Source organism: Streptomyces sp. NPDC102490 (genome assembly GCF_044765285.1).
Taxonomy (GTDB): Bacteria; Actinomycetota; Actinomycetes; order Streptomycetales; family Streptomycetaceae; genus Streptomyces.
Window position 1 is genome coordinate 169,545 of the sequence record NZ_JBIWJU010000009.1, and the last position, 15,808, is coordinate 185,352.

16 protein-coding genes are annotated in these 15,808 nt (G+C 73.6%); 13 read left to right on the plus strand and 3 right to left on the minus strand.

The window, feature by feature from the left end; translation table 11 throughout:
* The first annotated feature begins 113 nt into the window (after positions 1-113).
* The 11 genes from ACIRGB_RS22080 to ACIRGB_RS22130 all read left to right on the plus strand — a co-directional run bounded on the left by ACIRGB_RS22080 (position 114) and on the right by ACIRGB_RS22130 (position 12,109).
* The gene (locus tag ACIRGB_RS22080) at positions 114-1,262 is read left to right on the plus strand and encodes a Gfo/Idh/MocA family protein (protein ID WP_403867626.1); all 1,149 of its coding nucleotides are present in this window, start codon (positions 114-116) and stop codon (positions 1,260-1,262) included.
* Positions 1,259-2,200 (plus strand): PmoA family protein, encoded by a 942-nt coding sequence (locus tag ACIRGB_RS22085; protein WP_403867629.1) that lies wholly within the window; start codon positions 1,259-1,261, stop codon positions 2,198-2,200. Before ACIRGB_RS22080 ends, ACIRGB_RS22085 begins: the two co-directional genes overlap by 4 nt.
* Positions 2,194-2,922 carry a cupin domain-containing protein gene (locus ACIRGB_RS22090; RefSeq protein ID WP_403867632.1) on the plus strand — a complete coding sequence of 243 codons (729 nt, stop codon included), beginning with the start codon at positions 2,194-2,196 and terminating at the stop codon, positions 2,920-2,922. The genes ACIRGB_RS22085 and ACIRGB_RS22090 overlap by 7 nt, the downstream gene beginning before the upstream one ends.
* Before the next feature lie 53 nt (positions 2,923-2,975).
* Positions 2,976-4,313 (plus strand): ABC transporter substrate-binding protein, encoded by a 1,338-nt coding sequence (locus tag ACIRGB_RS22095; protein ID WP_403867635.1) that lies wholly within the window; start codon positions 2,976-2,978, stop codon positions 4,311-4,313.
* Positions 4,310-5,275: a carbohydrate ABC transporter permease gene (locus tag ACIRGB_RS22100; RefSeq protein WP_403867638.1), complete on the plus strand. Its 966-nt coding sequence runs from the start codon at positions 4,310-4,312 to the stop codon at positions 5,273-5,275. The genes ACIRGB_RS22095 and ACIRGB_RS22100 overlap by 4 nt, the downstream gene beginning before the upstream one ends.
* Positions 5,272-6,108, plus strand: a complete 837-nt coding sequence (locus tag ACIRGB_RS22105; protein ID WP_403867642.1) for a carbohydrate ABC transporter permease — start codon at positions 5,272-5,274, stop codon at positions 6,106-6,108. Before ACIRGB_RS22100 ends, ACIRGB_RS22105 begins: the two co-directional genes overlap by 4 nt.
* A gap of 4 nt (positions 6,109-6,112) precedes the next feature.
* Positions 6,113-6,751 (plus strand): hypothetical protein, encoded by a 639-nt coding sequence (locus ACIRGB_RS22110; RefSeq protein WP_403867645.1) that lies wholly within the window; start codon positions 6,113-6,115, stop codon positions 6,749-6,751.
* A gap of 91 nt (positions 6,752-6,842) precedes the next feature.
* Positions 6,843-9,089 carry an MMPL family transporter gene (locus tag ACIRGB_RS22115; RefSeq protein ID WP_403867648.1) on the plus strand — a complete coding sequence of 749 codons (2,247 nt, stop codon included), beginning with the start codon at positions 6,843-6,845 and terminating at the stop codon, positions 9,087-9,089.
* 91 nt (positions 9,090-9,180) lie between these two features.
* Positions 9,181-10,365, plus strand: a complete 1,185-nt coding sequence (locus ACIRGB_RS22120; protein WP_403867651.1) for a sensor histidine kinase — start codon at positions 9,181-9,183, stop codon at positions 10,363-10,365.
* On the plus strand, positions 10,362-11,033 hold the full coding sequence (locus ACIRGB_RS22125; RefSeq protein ID WP_403867654.1) for a response regulator: 672 nt from the start codon (positions 10,362-10,364) through the stop codon (positions 11,031-11,033). Before ACIRGB_RS22120 ends, ACIRGB_RS22125 begins: the two co-directional genes overlap by 4 nt.
* A 59-nt stretch (positions 11,034-11,092) precedes the next feature.
* Complete coding sequence (locus tag ACIRGB_RS22130; protein WP_403867657.1) at positions 11,093-12,109, plus strand: homoserine dehydrogenase; 1,017 nt, start codon at positions 11,093-11,095, stop codon at positions 12,107-12,109.
* A 205-nt stretch (positions 12,110-12,314) separates the two neighbouring features.
* On the opposite strand, the gene ACIRGB_RS22135 is transcribed toward ACIRGB_RS22130, so the two are convergent.
* On the minus strand, positions 12,315-13,196 hold the full coding sequence (locus ACIRGB_RS22135) for a GNAT family N-acetyltransferase (protein WP_403867659.1): 882 nt from the start codon (positions 13,194-13,196) through the stop codon (positions 12,315-12,317).
* A 72-nt stretch (positions 13,197-13,268) separates the two neighbouring features.
* The gene (locus ACIRGB_RS22140) at positions 13,269-13,883 is read right to left on the minus strand and encodes a dihydrofolate reductase family protein (protein WP_403867662.1); all 615 of its coding nucleotides are present in this window, start codon (positions 13,881-13,883) and stop codon (positions 13,269-13,271) included.
* Positions 13,884-14,024: 141 nt separating this feature from the next.
* On the opposite strand from ACIRGB_RS22140, the gene ACIRGB_RS22145 reads away from it, so the two are divergent.
* Entirely contained in the window at positions 14,025-14,771 is a 747-nt protein-coding gene (locus ACIRGB_RS22145; protein WP_403867665.1) for a DUF1838 family protein, read from the plus strand.
* A gap of 47 nt (positions 14,772-14,818) precedes the next feature.
* The gene (locus tag ACIRGB_RS22150) at positions 14,819-15,409 is read left to right on the plus strand and encodes a DUF998 domain-containing protein (protein ID WP_403867668.1); all 591 of its coding nucleotides are present in this window, start codon (positions 14,819-14,821) and stop codon (positions 15,407-15,409) included.
* Between the two features lie 36 nt (positions 15,410-15,445).
* Here ACIRGB_RS22150 and ACIRGB_RS22155 read toward each other — a convergent pair whose 3' ends face one another.
* Positions 15,446-15,808 carry a hypothetical protein gene (locus ACIRGB_RS22155; RefSeq protein ID WP_403867670.1) on the minus strand — a complete coding sequence of 121 codons (363 nt, stop codon included), beginning with the start codon at positions 15,806-15,808 and terminating at the stop codon, positions 15,446-15,448.

A 15,808-nucleotide genomic window follows, 5' to 3' on the forward strand; every position in this document is an offset into this window, starting at 1 on the left:
CGGTTGCTGCGAGGCGGCGCCGACGACCTCCGCCCGCCCGCGCATCCCACCACCGCCTGTCGCGCGGCGCCCCGCCCCCGCCCAGCCCCCGTCCGGCTCACGAGAGGGTCCGCATGTCTTCGCACCTACCGAACGCGCCGCTGCGCACAGCAGTGGTCGGCACGGGGTCCATCGCCCGGTCCAGTCACCTGCCCGCCCTGACGAAACTGGCCGCCGAGGGCGAGGTGGAGGTCGTCGCCGCGGTCGACGTGGACGGGGCGGCGGTGCGGGCGTTCGCCGACGAGTTCGGCATCCCGCAGGCGTCCACCGACCTCCACACGACGCTGACCGAGGCCCGCCCGGACCTCGTCGTGCTGTGCACACCGCCCGCCGTGCACCGCGAGCAGGCCGTGGCCGCGCTCGCCGCCGGGGCCTGGGTGTGGTGCGAGAAGCCGCCCTGCCCCTCCCTGGCCGACTACGACGCCGTCGAGGCGGCCGAACAGGGCGACGGCGCGGGGCCGTACGCGTCCGTCGTCTTCCAGCACCGCTTCGGGTCCGGCGCCCGCCACGTCCGCGCCCTGCTGCGCGGCGGGGCACTGGGACGGCCGCTGGTGGCCCACTGCCAGACCACCTGGTACCGGGACCGGGCGTACTACGCGGTGCCCTGGCGCGGGCGCTGGGCCACCGAGGGCGGCGGACCGGCCATGGGGCACGGCATCCACCAGACGGACCTGCTGCTGGATCTGATGGGCCCGTGGACCGAGGTGCGCGGCATGGCCGCCCGGCTCGTGCACGACGTGGAGACCGAGGACGTCTCCACGGCGCTGGTCCGCTTCGCCGACGGAGCCGTCGCCACCCTCGTCAACAGCGTGCTGAGCCCGGACGAGGTGAGCCGGATCCGCATCGACTGCGAACGGGCCACGGTCGAACTGACCCACCTGTACGGCCACCGCAACGCGGACTGGCGCATCACCCCCGCGCCCGGCGTCCCCGAGGAGACCGTCGCGGCCTGGCGCGACTTCGGCACCGACGAACCCAGCTCGCACCAGGCCCAACTGCGCGTCCTGATCGACGACATCAGGAACGGCCGCCGCCACTCCACCAGCGGTGCGGGCGCCCGGCGGACCATGGAGTTCATCACCGCCCTGTACAAGTCCGCGTTCTCCGGAACGCCCGTACACGCGGGCGACATCGGCCCCGGCGACCCGTACTACACCGCACTGCACGGCGGAGCCCCGGGCTGGGCGCCGGCCGGCACCCGCGAGGAAGAGGACCGCGCATGACGCTCGCACTGACCCACGTCCACGGAGACCGCGTCACCGTGGCCCACGGGACGGCCGGAACCGAGCTGTTCTCCTACGTGTACCGCCCCGAGGCCGCCTGGGAGGCGCCCAAGCCGTACCTCCACCCGGTCAGGACGCTGTCCGGCGCAGTCGTCACCGACTACCGGCCCAACGACCACCGCTGGCACAAGGGGCTCCAGCTCACCGCCTCCCACCTGTCCGGGCAGAACCTGTGGGGCGGCAACACCTATGTGCACGGCGAGGGTTACCTCGCGCTGCCGGAGAGGGTCGGTTCGATGGCCCACGTGGCCTTCGAGGAGGTCGGCGCGGAAGGGGACCGCGCCGTCATCGCCGAGCGGCTGACCTGGCACCCGCACGGCGGCGAGCTGTGGGCCGAGGAGGAGCGCCGCATCGAGGTCCGCGACGTCGACCCGGACACCGGCAGCTGGACGCTCACCTGGACCTCGGCGGTGACCAACCGGCGCGGCGAACCCCTGCGGTTCGGCAGCCCCACCACCCACGGACGCCCCGCCGCCGGATACACCGGACTGTTCTGGCGCGGACCCCGCGCCTTCCGCGGCGGCCGGGTCTTCACCGCCGAATCCGCCGACTCCGACGAGTCCTCCGACGCCGACCCGATGGGCTCCCAGGCCCCCTGGCTGGCCTACGTCGGCGAGCACGACGGACGGGACGGCCACGCCACGCTCGTCTTCGAACACGCCCCCTCCAACGACCACCTGGGCGAGAAGGGCACCCACCCGGCGCACTGGTTCGTGCGCAGCGACCCCTTCGCGGCGGTCGCGCCGTCCTGGGCCTTCCACGAGGAACTGGTCCTGCCGCCCGGCGACACCCTCACCCGGACCTACCGCGTGCTCGTCGCCGACGGCGCCTGGGACCGCGCGCGGGTCGCCGCACACCTGGCGGGACTCGCGTGGTGAGCCCGACGTACGACGGCTTCCCGGCCGCGGTCGGCGTGTCGCGACTGACGGTGTACGACTGGCCGACCGTGGAGGGGCTGCCCGGCGGCGGCACCCCGCACCTGCACCTGACGTGCAGCGAGGGCTACGTCGTCACGGCGGGCCGAGGAGCCGTGCAGACCCTGACCACCTCGGGCTTCGAGGAGACACCCCTGGAGCCGGGCACGGTGGCTTGGTTCACGCCCGGCACGATCCACCGCCTCGTCAACGACGGCGGCCTGGAGATCACCGTCGTGATGCAGAACAGCGGCCTGCCCGAGGCGGGTGACGCCATCCTCACCCTGCCCCAGGACCGCCTCACCGACCCCGACACGTACGCCGACGCGATCCGCATCCCCGCCGACCAGCCCGAGGCCGAGCAGGCGAGGGCCGCGCGCGCCCGGCGCGACCTGGCGACCCGGCGCTTCCTCGCACTCCGCGAGGCCACCGAGAGAGGCGACCCGGAACCGCTGGCCGCGTTCCAGCGGGCCGCCGCCGCGCTGGTGCGGCCCCGGCTGGACGCGTGGGAACAGCGCTGGCGCGAGGGCGCGCACGCGGCCGCGGAGGCGACCCGGGCCCAACTCGACGCCCTGCGCGGCGAGGACGCCGATCATCTGACCGCGGCCCGGGTGTCCGCGACGGGGCCCGCGGCCCGCGGACGCTTCGGCATGTGCGGCAGGCTCGCCGTCTACCCGGGCATCTGAGCCCGAGCCCCCTACCTCCCCCCACCCATCCACGCACCCCGGGAAGGCCCCCCATGCCCGAATCCCGAAGCGGTCGGCGCCGGTTCCCCACCCGCCGGGCCGTCCTGGCCGCGGCCGCCGTCGGTCTCAGCACCGCGCTGACCGCATCGCTCGGCGCGTGCTCCTCCTCCGGCGACGTGTCGTCCGCAGGAGTCACCCTCACCTTCTCCTGGTGGGGCAACGACGACCGCGCCGAACGCACCAAGAAGGCCGTGGCGCTCTTCGAGCGGGAACACCCCGGCATCACCGTCCGCACCTCCAACGCCGACTTCGGCTCCTACATGCAGAAGCTGGCCACCCAGGCGGCCGGCGGCGGCATCCCGGACGTGGCCCAGCTCGACTACCGCCAGATCTCCCAGTACTCGGGCGGCGGCGCGCTCCTGCCGCTCGACGACGCCGTCGAGGACGGCACGCTCCGCACCTCCGAGATGGACGAGGAGTTCCTGCGCACGGGCACCTACGAGGGCCGGCAGTACGCCGTGCCGATGGGCCGCGGCATCACCGGCTACGCCTACGACTCCGAGATCTACGAGAAGGCCGGCATCCCCACCCCCGAACCCGACTGGACCTGGGAGGAATGGGCCGACGCCAACCGGAAGATCACCGCCCTGGGACTGAAGTCCCCGGACGGACGCACCGTGGTGGGCGCCAACGACAACGGCGTCAACGAGGACATCTTCGAGGACTGGCTGCGCGGCCGCGGCGGAAAGCTCTACGCGAGCCAGACGGAGCTGGGCTTCACCGAGGACGACCTCACCGAGTTCTGGACCTTCTGCGACGGGCTGCGCGAGGAAGGCGCCGTCGCCGGGGCCCCGGACACCGCACAGGCCAACACCACGGAGATGTCACCGATGGGCCGCGGTCTCGCCGCCGCCGACTTCACCTGGGACGCGCCCTTCCCCGGGTACCCGGCGCTGCTCGGCGACCAGGTCCACTTCGCCCCGGTCCCCACCACCGACGGGCGCCAGGGCGCGTACTTCAAGCCCTCCATGCTCCTCGGCGTCGGCGCGCACACCGACCACCCCGAGGAGGCGACCGCGCTCGTCGACTTCCTCCTCAACGACGAGCGGGCCGGCGACATCCTCGGCTTCACCCGCTCCACACCCCCCAACCGGAGGATCGCCGCCCGCGTCGCCAAGACCCTGGAAGGGGCCGAGCGGGAGATCTACCGGTACGCCCAGAAGATGGAGAAGTACGGCCTGGACGCCCCGCCCGCCGCGCCGCCCCGCGGCGACGTCGCCCTCCAGACCGCCTTCAAACGCGCCTACCACCGCGTGATGTACGACCTGACCTCCCCGCGCGAGGCGGCACGGGAATTCATCGACGAGGCCGACCGGGAGCTGCGGTCATGAGCACGGTGTCGACCAGGGCGCCCGCACGCGCCGACCGCACCACCGAACCACGGCCACCGGCCGGGCGCCGGCGCCGCCGTGAACAGCAGTGGCCCGCCTACGTGTTCCTCACCCCGTGGATGCTCGGCGCGGCCGTGCTCACGCTGGTGCCCATGGCCGTGTCGCTGTACCTGTCCTTCACGGACTACAACCTCTTCGACCCGCCCCACTGGGTGGGCCTGCGCAACTACACCGAGATGCTCACCGAGGACCCCCGCTTCTGGCGGTCGGTCGGCACCACGCTGCTGTACGTCGTCGTCGCCGTACCGCTCAAACTCGCCCTGGCGCTCGGGGCGGCCCTGCTCCTGAAGAACCTCGGCCGCGGTCGCGCCTTCTACCGCTCCGCCTTCTACGCGCCCTCGCTGCTCGGGGCGAGCATGTCGATCGCGCTGGTGTGGCGGGCGCTGTTCAACGACGGCGGCACGGTCTCCGAGATCCTCGGCTCCCTCGGCATCCACAGCGGCAGCTGGGTCGGCGACCCCGACCTCGCCGTCTACGTCGTCGTCCTGCTGACGGTGTGGCAGTTCGGCGCCCCCATGGTCATCTTCCTCGCCGGGCTCCAGCAGATCTCGCCCGAACTGTACGAGGCGGCGGCGCTGGACGGCGCGGGCCGATGGCGGCAGTTCGTGTCCGTCACCGTGCCGATGCTGTCCCCGGTCGTCTTCTTCAACCTGGTCCTGGAGATGATCCAGTCCTTCCAGGTCTTCACCCCGGCCTTCGCGGTCAGCGGCGGCGAGGGCGGCCCCGCCGACTCGACCCTGTTCTACACGCTCTACCTCTACGAACGCGGCTTCACCGCCTCCCACATGGGCTACGCGGCGGCCATGGCCTGGCTGCTGCTGATCGCCATCGGCGTCATCACCCTGATCCTGTTCAGGACCTCCAGGTCCTGGGTCTTCTACGCGGACGAGGAGGGACGATGAATCCCGCCACCCGGCGCTGGCTGCCGCACACGATCGCCCTCGCGGGACTGCTGGTCCTGCTGTACCCCCTGGCCTGGCTGCTCGCCACCTCCCTCAAACCCGCCGACGAGGTGGTGACCAGCCTGGACCTGTGGCCCAGCCACCTGGAGTGGTCGAACTACACGACGGCCCTGGACGGAGTCTCCGGGGTCCCGGTGAGCCGGCTGCTGTGGAACTCCCTGCTGATCGCGGGCGGCGCCGTCGTCGGCAACGTGCTGTCCTGCTCCCTGGCCGCCTACGCCTTCGCCCGGCTGCGCTTCCGGATGCGCAAGGCGATGTTCGCCTTCATGGTCGCCACCCTGATGCTGCCGCACCACGTCGTGCTGATCCCGCAGTACATCATCTTCAACCGGCTCGGCATGGTGGACACCTACTGGCCGCTGATCCTGCCCAAGTTCCTCGCCACCGAGGCGTTCTTCGTCTTCCTCATCGTCCAGTTCATGCGCGGACTGCCCCGCGAGCTGGAGGAGTCGGCCCGGATCGACGGCTGCGGTGCCTTCCGCACGTACTGGTCGCTCACCCTGCCGCTGAGCCGGCCGTCGCTGATCACCACGGCGATCTTCACGTTCATCTGGACCTGGAACGACTTCTTCACGCAGATGATCTACCTGTTCGCGCCGGAGAAGTTCACCATCACCCTGGCCCTGCGCAGCTTCGTCGACCAGTCCAGCACCTCCGCCTACGGCCCGATGTTCGCCATGTCGGTGCTCTCCGTACTGCCGATCGTGCTGTTCTTCTTCGTGTTCCAGCGCTACCTGGTGCAGGGCATGGCCACCTCCGGACTGAAGGGCTGACCCCATGACCCAGGTGCCCGCACTCCCGCCGAGCGACCGCAGGGAACCCGGCGAGGTCTTCTCGTCCGGCTTCACCCTCTTCGCCGACATGCTGCTGGTGGGGCTGCTCACCGCCGCGGCCTGCCTGCCCGTCGTCACCGCACCGGCCGCGTTCGCCGCCGCCTCGGCCACCCTGCGCCGGGCGGCCGAGGACGGAGTGCCCGTCGACACCGGCACATACGCCGGACACCTGCGCGCCCGGCTGACCCGCGGCTCACTCGCCGGCGGACTGGCCGTACCGCTCCTCGCCGGCGTGCTGCTGGTGGACTCCGCGCTGGCCCGCACCACCCTGCCCGGCGCGCACGTCATGGCCCCCGCGCTGACACTGCTCACCCTCGGCCTCGCGGTAGTGGCCCTGCGCACGACCGCGTTGCCGGCGCCGCACGCGCTGTCCCCGCGCGAGGGCCTCCTGCGCTCCCTCGCCGACCCCCGCGGCACCCTCCTGCTGGCCGGCGCGGTCGTCCTGGCCGCGCTGCTCGCCTGGTCGATCCCCGTCCTGATCCCCCTCCTTCCCGGCCCCCTGGTCTTCGCGGCCACGGCGGTGGACCTGCGGTTCACGAGGGAGGGGACGGACCCGGCCGCGGGCGGCGGTACTCGAAACTGAGTACACGCGATGGTCGGCGCGGACGACGACGGGGCGGGGTCCGCCCGATGAGGCTGGAGAGGTTCCCCAGATCAGATGCGGAGACCTCTCCATGGCAACTTTGTTGTACCGGTTGGGACGCGGTGCCTTCCGACGGCGCCGCTGGGTGACGCTGTCGTGGGCGGCCGTCCTCCTCGGCGTCGTGCTCGCCGCCCTGAGCGCCGGCGAGGCGGCCGACGACTCGGACTCGATGCCCGGCATCGAGTCCCAGCAGGCGTTCGACCTCATCAACGAGCGGTTCCCGGACGCCGAGGCGGAAGGCGCGAGCGCCCGGATCGTCCTCGTCGCGCCCGACGGACGGAAGGTCACGGCGACCGAGTACCGGGCGGCGATCGACACGCTGGTCGCCGAGGTGGCCGACGGCCCGCAGGTCGCCGCCGTCTCCGATCCCCTCGACGCGTCCACGGTCAGCGAGGACGCCACCACGGCGTACGCCACCGTCACCTACGAAGCGACCGACGACAACGTCACGGACGCCGCCCGGAAGGATCTCACCGAGGCGGTGGAGAAGGCCCGGACCTCCGGTCTGACCGTCGAGGCCGGCGGGGACGCCGTGGCCGGTGAGCCGCCGGCCGGGATCGGCGAGTTCCTGGGCATCGGCGTCGCCGCGGTCGTCCTGCTGATCACCTTCGGCTCCCTGGCGGCCGCCGGACTGCCGCTGATCACCGCCGTCGTCGGCGTGGCCCTCACCCTCGCCTCGATCATCGCTTTGGGCGGCGCCTTCGGCATGTCCACGGCCACCGCCGACCTGGCCATGATGATCGGGATCGCGGTCGGCGTCGACTACGCCCTGCTGGTGGTCTCCCGCTACCGCGAGGAGCGCGCCAAGGGGAACGACGCCCGGGAGGCGGCGGGGCTGGCCGTGGGCACGGCCGGTTCCGCGGTCGTCTTCGCCGGGCTCACCGTCGTCATCGCGCTGGCCGGTCTGTCGGTGATCGGAGTGCCGTCGCTGACGAAGATGGGCCTGGCCGCCGCAGGAGCCGTCGTCCTCGCGGTGCTGATCACCCTCACCCTGGTCCCGGCGCTGTGCGGGTTCTGGCCCGACGCCCTGCTGGCCCGCCGTATCCGCAAGGGGACGAACACGCGTCCCGCCCGCCGCTTCGGCAAGGGGGCGCCCGCCGGACGCGTTCGGGAGGCCGGGGCGTGGAGCGCCCGCTGGGCCCGCCTCGTACAGCGCCGCCCGGTGCCGGTGCTGCTCGGCTCGGTGATCCTCCTGGGCGCACTCGCCGTACCGGCGCTCGACCTGCGGCTCGGCATGCCGGGCGACGAGGCGAAACCCACCTCCACCACCGAGCGCCGCGCCTACGACGCCCTCGCGGACGGCTTCGGGCCCGGGTTCAACGGCCCGCTGACCGTCGTCGTGGACGCCCGGCAGGCCGACGACCCGCACGCCGCGGTCGCGGCCGTGTCCGAGCGGGTCGCCGGCACCGACGGCGTGGTGTCCGTGTCACCGCCCCGGTTCAACGCGGCCGAGGACACCGCGGTGCTCCAGGCCGTCCCGGCCACCGCGCCGACCAGCGAGCGGACCGGGCAACTCGTCCGCACCATCCGCGCCGAACGCCCCGCGGCCGAGTCCGCCACCGGCGCGACCTTCGAGGTGACCGGCACCACCGCACTGAACATCGACGTCGCCCGGAAGATGACGGACGCCCTGGTCCCCTACCTCCTGGTCGTGGTGGGCCTGGCCTTCCTCCTGCTGCTCGTCGTCTTCCGCTCCGTGCTGGTACCGCTCAAGGCCGCCCTCGGATTCCTGCTGTCGGTCGGGGCGTCCTTCGGGGTCCTGGTCACCGTCTTCCAGAACGGCCACGGCGCCGGACTCCTGGGCGTCGACGAGACCGGACCGATCATGAGCACGATGCCGCTCATGCTGGTGGGCATCGTCTTCGGCCTCGCCATGGACTACCAGGTGTTCCTCGTCTCCCGGATGCGGGAGGCCGTCATCCACGGAGAGCGTCCCGCCGAGGCCGTCGTCACCGGATTCCGCCACAGCGGCCGGGTCGTGACCGCCGCCGCGGTCATCATGACGTCCGTCTTCGCGGGCTTCATGACCGGCGGCGAAACCCTGCTCAAGATGGTCGGCTTCGGCCTGGCGGTCGCCGTGCTGTTCGACGCCTTCGTCGTCCGCATGGCGTTCGTGCCCGCCGTCCTCGTCCTGCTCGGCGAGCGCGCCTGGTGGCTGCCGCGCCGACTGGACCGGCTGCTGCCCCGGGTCGACGTGGAGGGCGAGGCCCTCGTCCGCCGGACCGCCGCCGCGCCCGGGCTCGTGGCCGTCCCCGACGCCGACCGCGTGCGCGCCTGATCCGCGCCGCCGGAGGGCCGCTCGTGCGGGACACGGGCGGCCTCCCGACGTGCGTCCGGCGCATCGGCGATCCTGGTCCCAGGAGGACACCATGCTCAGCAGTTGGCGGCGCTGCGCCGACAGCCACCCGCACCTCGTCGAGACGGCCTTCCTGCTGCTGGTGCTCGCGGTCACCAGCCGGCAGTACGTGCACGGAGACCTCGGCTGGTGGCCGGGCCAGCCCCTGGCGCTCCTGGCCGCCGCGGGCCTGGTCCCGCGCCGCGGCCACCCGCGCGCCGCCGTCCTCGTCACCGCCGTCAGCGCCGCCGTCTCCGTCGCCCTGGGCTACCTGGTCTTCCCGCTCCTGCTGCTGCCCGTCCTGATCGCGCTCTACGAACTGGCCGTCCGTACCCCGCAGCGCACCGCGTACGCCGGCTACGCCCTCACCCTGGCGCTGGTCGTCCCCGCCGCCCTGCTCTTCGAACGGAGCGACCAGCCGTGGGCGGACGAGAGCGTCGGCCCCGTCTTCTGGACCCTGCTGCCGGTCCTGGCCGGCACCGCGGTGCGCAGCCGGCGTGCCTACCTGGACGCCGTCCGCACCCGGGCCGAGCACGCCGAACGCACCCGCGAGGAGGAGGCCCGCCACCGCGTCGCCGAGGAACGCGTCCGCATCGCCCGGGAACTGCACGACGTCGTCGCCCACCACATGGCGCTGGCCAACGCCCAGGCCGGCACCGCCGCCCACCTCGCCCGCACCCACCCGGAGCAGGCCCGGGAGATCCTCACGCACCTCACCGGCACCACCGCGTCGGCGCTGCGCGAACTGAAGGCCACCGTCGGCCTCCTGCGCAGACCCGACGACGCCGACGGCGCCGACGACCTCCAACCGCCGCCCGGCCTGGCCCGGCTCCCCGAACTGGTCTCCGCGTTCGGCTCCGCCGGACTCCACGTCACCGTCACCGTCCGGGGCACGCGGCGCCCCCTGCCGCCCGGAGTGGACCTGACCGCCTTCCGGATCGTGCAGGAGGCCCTCACCAACGTCACCAAACACACCGACGCCGGCACCGCGGACGTGCACCTCGCCTACGCCCACGACCGCCTCACCCTCACGGTCACCGACGACGGCGGCGCCACCCCGCGACCGCCCGGCCCCGGCGGCGGTTACGGCCTGATCGGCATGCGGGAACGCGCCCGGACCTCCGGCGGCCGCCTCAGCGCGGGCATCCTGCCGGAAGGCGGCTTCGCCGTCACCGCGGAACTCCCCGCCCCGCCACCACCAAGGGAACAGCCCTCATGACCATCCGCGTGCTGCTCGCCGACGACCAGGCCCTGCTGCGGGCGACCTTCCGCATCCTGATCGACTCCAGCGAGGACATGGCCGTGGTCGCCGAAGCCGCCGACGGCCGGGACGCCGTGGCGCTGACCCGCGCCCACCGGCCCGACCTCGTCCTCATGGACATCCGTATGCCCGGCACCGACGGACTCGCCGCCACTGCCGCCATCTGCGCCGACCCGGACCTGCGGGACACCCGGGTCCTCGTCCTCACCACCTTCGAGACCGACGAGCACGTCGCCCGGGCCCTGCGCCTCGGCGCGAGCGGGTTCCTCGGCAAGGACGTCACGGCGGAGGAACTCCTCGACGGCATCCGCACCGTGGCGGCGGGCGACGCCCTCCTGTCCGCCGCCGCCACCCGCAGCCTCATCACCCGGTTCCTCGATTCCCCCGACCCCGCGGCCTCTCCGGTGCCGCCCGAGGACCTGGCCGCCCTCACCGCCCGAGAGCGCGAGGTCACCGCCCTGGTCGCGGACGGCAAGTCCGACAAGGAGATCGCGGCCGACCTGTTCCTCAGCCCGCTGACCGTACGCACCCACGTCCAGCGCGCCAAGACCAAGCTCGGCGCCCGGGACCGGGCCCAACTCGTCGCCCACGCCTACCGCTCCGGCCTCGTACGGCCTCCCCGCTGAGGGCCCGGGGCACGGCGGTGATGTGAGAAGATCCCGAACCCATGGGTGAAGCGACACAAGTGACGGATGCGACGGACGCGCCACGCGCCGATGTGGTCCTCGCCGGATACGGCCCGGTCGGGCGGGCCTTCGTCGAGCGGCTGGCCCGGGACGGCGACGCGCTCGCCCGCCGTCACGGCGTACGGCCGCGGGTGGCCGCGGTGCGCGCGAGCGCGGCGCAGTGCCGGCCGGGCGCGGACGGGGCGCTGCCGCCGCGCGCGGAGTGGGGCCCCGTGAGGCCGCTGGAGGAGACCTTCGAGCGCACCGGCGCCCGGGTGTTCGTCCAGGCCGTCCCGTCCTCGCCCGGTGTGCGGGAGCGCGCCGCGCGGGAGGCGGTGACCGCGCTGCGCCGGGGCGTCCACGTGGTGACCGCCACCAAGAGCCACCTGCTCACGCACTGGCGGGAGTTGGAGGCGGCCGCCCGGGCGGGCGGCAGCATGATCCGGATCTCCGGGGCCACCGGCGCGGCCCTCCCGGCGGGCGACCTGGCGCGGTCCTCCCTGCGCGGTCTGGACTGCCGGACGATCCGCGCCTGCCCCAACGGCACCGTCACCTTCGTCCTCGACCGCCTCGCCGAAGGCGACACACTGGACGACGCGATCGGCGCCGCGCGGCTGAGGGGCATCGCGGAGGCGGACCCGTCGGCGGACCTGTCGGGCGAGGACGCCGCCACCAAGGTACGGCTGCTGGCCGCGCTGGCCTGGGGCTGGGACCCGGCCGAGGTGCGGGTGCGGGCGCAGCCCGTGGACGGGAGCACCGGCGACCGGGCCCTGGACGCGGCGTCCCGCTCCCGCCGGCTGCGGGCGGTCGCCGGTGCGTCGTTGGCCGAGCCCGGCATCGTGCGCGTACGGCTGGAGGAGACCGGGCCGGGGGACCCGCTGCACGCACTGACGGGGCCGGAGAAGGCCGTGGTCTTCGGCTGTCCGGACGCGGGCGACGTGACCGTCAGCGGCGGACGGTCCAGCCCGGTGGGCGCGGCGCTGGCCCTGGTGAGGGACGCCGTCGAGGTCACGGCACCGCGCACGGGTTTTCACTGAGGCGCGGGCACCGCGACCGCCGCCGCGGGACGCCCACGACACGGTGATCACGGTCTTGCCGCGGGCGTGGCCCAGCCGACCACGGGCGTGAGCTGCCCGGCCTCGGCGAACGCGGTGACGGCCAGCAGGCCCTCGTGGACCGGACCGCCCGGCGTCGCGGGGAGGACCGGACGCGGCCGCAGCCGTCCATGGCCGTACCGGGTGCCTACGGGTGCCGACCGGCGGGGGTGAAGTCGTAGGCGCAGAAGTCGGCGAGCGGGACGTATCCGATGCGCCGGTAGAGGGCGTTGCAGGTGCGGTTGGCGGGGTCGGTGAACAGCACGACCTCCTTCGCGCCCGCCGCCAGCGCGGCCCGGGTGACCTCGACCGTCACCGCGCCCGCGTAGCCGCGACCGCGGTGGCGGGCCGGGGTGTAGACGGGGTCGATCCGGACCTGCCCGCCGACCAGCGGGTTCGCGCCCGCCATGGCGACGGGCGTGCCGTCCGGGGTCTCCCAGAAGGTGTAGCGCTTCTCGGCGAAGCGGGTGCCGGCCCAGGACGCGGCGTCGACGGTCACCGCCTCGCCGACGTCCGCGGCGAACTCACGGCACCAGCGCATGAGGTGCCCGTGCTCGCGCTCGCCCACGGGCCGGCCCCGGCCCGCCGGAACGGGCCGCGGCGGGGTGAGCGTGCCGAGCCGGTGGAGACGGGCGCCCCAAGTGCGCACGGGGGCGGCACCGGTGTGCCGTCGCCAGGCACCGGCGAACGCGGTGGCGGTCTCGTCGTCCGAGAGGACGCCGGAGGGACGGAGGTCGACGCTCACCAGGTGGGTGGCGAAGCGGTCGGCCTGCCCGGGGGAGAGGGCGGTGAGGGTCAGCCGGCCCGTCGGCGGGCGCAGGAAGGCGGCGCGGACCTCGCCGCCTTCCTCCAGCCGGCCGAAGACGGTGGTTCCCGCTCCGGACCCGGCCGCGCCCCCGCCGTGCGTGCGCAGCTTCTCGATCGCCGTCAGGGGCGTGGTGTGCGGGGCGGGGCGCGAGCACAGGAAGTCCCAGGCCCGGGCCAGGAAGTCGTCGAGGTCTTCGGTGAGGTACCAGCCGTCCGGTCGCATGCCTCATGGTCCCTGAACCGCCCGGGACCCGGGGGCGGTTCGTCCGGAAGCAGGCCGGCGGACTCAGCGGACTCAGCGGACTTCGTAGAGCAGGTGGGTGGCGTTCGGGGTGGGGTTCGCACTCCGTCGGACCAGGGTGCGCGGGGTCCCGCCGGTGAACAGCGGGGTTCCGGAGCCGAGCACCACGGGAGCCAGGTGCAGGGACAGCACGTCGACCAGCCCGGCGTCGAACGCCGAGCCGATCAGGGCGCCGCCGCCCATGAGGACGACGTCGAGGTCCGTGCCGCGGTCCGCCGAAGCCGCCTCGGCCCGTTCGCGCGCCGCGGTGACGGCGTCGGGCAGCCCGGTCGTGACGAACGTCCAGTCGAGGCCGGTGAGCCGGACCGAGGCCGGGGGCGAACTCGTCACGACGACGAACGGGGGCCTGCCGACCTCCGCGGCGCCGTAGCCGACGGTGTCGTCCCAGCCGCCCGGCCCGTCGACCAGGTCGAAGAGCCGGCGGCCGAGTACGACGGCGCCCGAGCGGGCGGTGCTCTCCCGCACGATCCGGCGCTCCTCCGGGTCGTCCGAGAACGCCCAGGTGTGCAGGGCCTCGCCGCCGGTCCCCAGACCGTTGCCCGGGCCGGGGTCCGGTCCGGTGACACAGCCGTCGAGGGAGATCGAGATGTCCGCGATGATCCGAGTCATACAGGGTGGACCCGATGCGTTCGCCGAACTCATCGCTCCCGTGCGAGGCGGATGCCGGACGCCGGATGCTTCCGGCCGTTTCCGGGGCGGGGCGTGTCGTTTCCCGCCCGGTGCGGGCGGTGGTCGCGCAGAGTACTTCCCATGACGACACCCGCGCAGTCGCTCCGCTCCCTCGCCCGCACCCGGGCCTCCCTCGACGGCGAGGAGGTGACGTACTGGTGGTCCGGAAACGTGTACGCGTGGGCTCCCGGCGAGCCCTACGAGCACCTCTTCGGCTTCGAAGGCGTCAACGTCGCCCGCCTGGTCCAGGACGCCGACGACGGCCCGGACGCGTATCGGCTGCTCACCCGGGAGGCCGCCTTCTACCTGGACCCCGTCACCCGGGAGATCCTTGAGACCTGGCGGGACCTGCCGGTGGTGCATGTCTGGAACGACCCGGCCAACCAGAAGTGGCGCCCCTTCCCGGTACCGACGACCGACCTCGGCGCCCAGGTCTGCTTCAGCCTGGAGATCCCGCTCGCCTACCCCTCCCCGCTGCCGGTGGCCCAGTACCCCCTCCACTCGGCCGGCGACACGTACCAGGCCCTGGAGCTCTTCCAGTTCTTCGCCCACCACGCGGACCTGGCCGGCCCGGCCCCCAGCGTCCCGGCGACCATGTCGTGGACCCGGATGTCCCCGTGGCTGCCGTGGATGGCCCGGGGGCAACGGCCCGGCGGCCTCACCTTCCACTGCCGGGGCCGCAAGCTCGGTTCGTACGCCGAGGTGCCCGAGCGCACCCGCGCCTACATCGCCGACCACCAGCCGCGGTTCGCGCGGGCACCGGAGCGGTGGAGCGAGCCGAACGAGACGAGCTGGACGTACTTCCGCACACTCAACCCGCCCGTGTGAGAGCCGTGAGCGCGGCCTCACACGGGTGCGCGTTTTATGGTGGCGTGATGCGATGTGTCCCCAGATGGGTCCTGCTGTCGTCGGGATGCGCACCCGTGCTGCTGATCGCCGGCTGGACCGGCGCGGCCTACTACGAAGGGTCCTCCTACGATCCCGTCACCCAGACGATCAGCGTTCTGGGGGCCTACGGAGCCGCCGGGTTCTGGGTGATGACGACGGCCTTCCTGGCCCTGGGCGTCTGCCACCTGCTGACCGCCTGGGGACTGCGGCCCGCCGCCACCGCCGGACGCGTCGCGCTCGGCGGGGGCGGACTCGCCGCGCTGGTCCTGGTGGCGCTCCCCGCGCCGAGCAGCGGGGGCTCCCTGCGCCACGGCGCGGTGGTGATCGTCGGGTTCACCCTCCTGGCGGTGTGGCCGGTGCTGGCCGTCAACGGAGGCGCGGCCGCTCCCTGGGCGCTGCGTCTGGCGCCCTCGATCGCCGTGACGGCCCTGATGGCCGCCGGCGGGGTCTGGTTCCTGATCGAGCTGGGACGACACGGTGACCCCGGGGTCGCGGAACGCGTCGTGACCTCGCTCCAGTCGCTGTGGCCCTTCGTGGTGGCCGCCTCCTGTCTTCGCCACGCCCGGCAGCGCGCGTGACCCGGCGGCGCGCGTGACCCCGCGGCGCGGGCGCGCTCACCGTCGCGCCAGCGCCAGCAGGCTCAGCCCGAACATCAGGACGCCCAGGGGGAGATGGACGGACGGGACGTGCGCGATGCCGAGCACGACCTGGACCGAGGCGAGGACCAGGAAGCCGCAGGAGTGCCAGACGGGCCGGAGCGGGCCGCCGCCCGTCTTCCACGCCAGCACCGCCGCCAGCACGTACAGCATCGACGCCCCGTACATCACCCGGGCTCCGACGCTGTGCAGCGTCTCCCCGTAGGAGGCGGTCAGCAACAGTCCGGCGGAGACCGCCTGGAGAAAGATGGTCAGGGTCTGCAGGGCGATCGCGATCTGCAGGAACGAGATCCGGTGCTGCGCCGTCGCCTGGGTTGCCAT

Bases quoted from the DNA above. Each gene is read 5' to 3' on its own strand.
- ACIRGB_RS22080 (WP_403867626.1), top strand. From the start codon at position 114: ATGTCTTCGCACCTACCGAACGCGCCGCTGCGCACAGCAGTGGTCGGC.
- ACIRGB_RS22085 (WP_403867629.1), top strand. From the start codon at position 1,259: ATGACGCTCGCACTGACCCACGTCCACGGAGACCGCGTCACCGTGGCC.
- ACIRGB_RS22095 (WP_403867635.1), top strand. From the start codon at position 2,976: ATGCCCGAATCCCGAAGCGGTCGGCGCCGGTTCCCCACCCGCCGGGCC.
- ACIRGB_RS22100 (WP_403867638.1), top strand. From the start codon at position 4,310: ATGAGCACGGTGTCGACCAGGGCGCCCGCACGCGCCGACCGCACCACC.
- ACIRGB_RS22105 (WP_403867642.1), top strand. From the start codon at position 5,272: ATGAATCCCGCCACCCGGCGCTGGCTGCCGCACACGATCGCCCTCGCG.
- ACIRGB_RS22110 (WP_403867645.1), top strand. From the start codon at position 6,113: ATGACCCAGGTGCCCGCACTCCCGCCGAGCGACCGCAGGGAACCCGGC.
- ACIRGB_RS22115 (WP_403867648.1), top strand. From the start codon at position 6,843: ATGGCAACTTTGTTGTACCGGTTGGGACGCGGTGCCTTCCGACGGCGC.
- ACIRGB_RS22120 (WP_403867651.1), top strand. From the start codon at position 9,181: ATGCTCAGCAGTTGGCGGCGCTGCGCCGACAGCCACCCGCACCTCGTC.
- ACIRGB_RS22125 (WP_403867654.1), top strand. From the start codon at position 10,362: ATGACCATCCGCGTGCTGCTCGCCGACGACCAGGCCCTGCTGCGGGCG.
- ACIRGB_RS22135 (WP_403867659.1), bottom strand. From the start codon at position 13,196: ATGCGACCGGACGGCTGGTACCTCACCGAAGACCTCGACGACTTCCTG.
- ACIRGB_RS22140 (WP_403867662.1), bottom strand. From the start codon at position 13,883: ATGACTCGGATCATCGCGGACATCTCGATCTCCCTCGACGGCTGTGTC.
- ACIRGB_RS22145 (WP_403867665.1), top strand. From the start codon at position 14,025: ATGACGACACCCGCGCAGTCGCTCCGCTCCCTCGCCCGCACCCGGGCC.
- ACIRGB_RS22150 (WP_403867668.1), top strand. From the start codon at position 14,819: ATGCGATGTGTCCCCAGATGGGTCCTGCTGTCGTCGGGATGCGCACCC.
- ACIRGB_RS22155 (WP_403867670.1), bottom strand. From the start codon at position 15,808: ATGGCAACCCAGGCGACGGCGCAGCACCGGATCTCGTTCCTGCAGATC.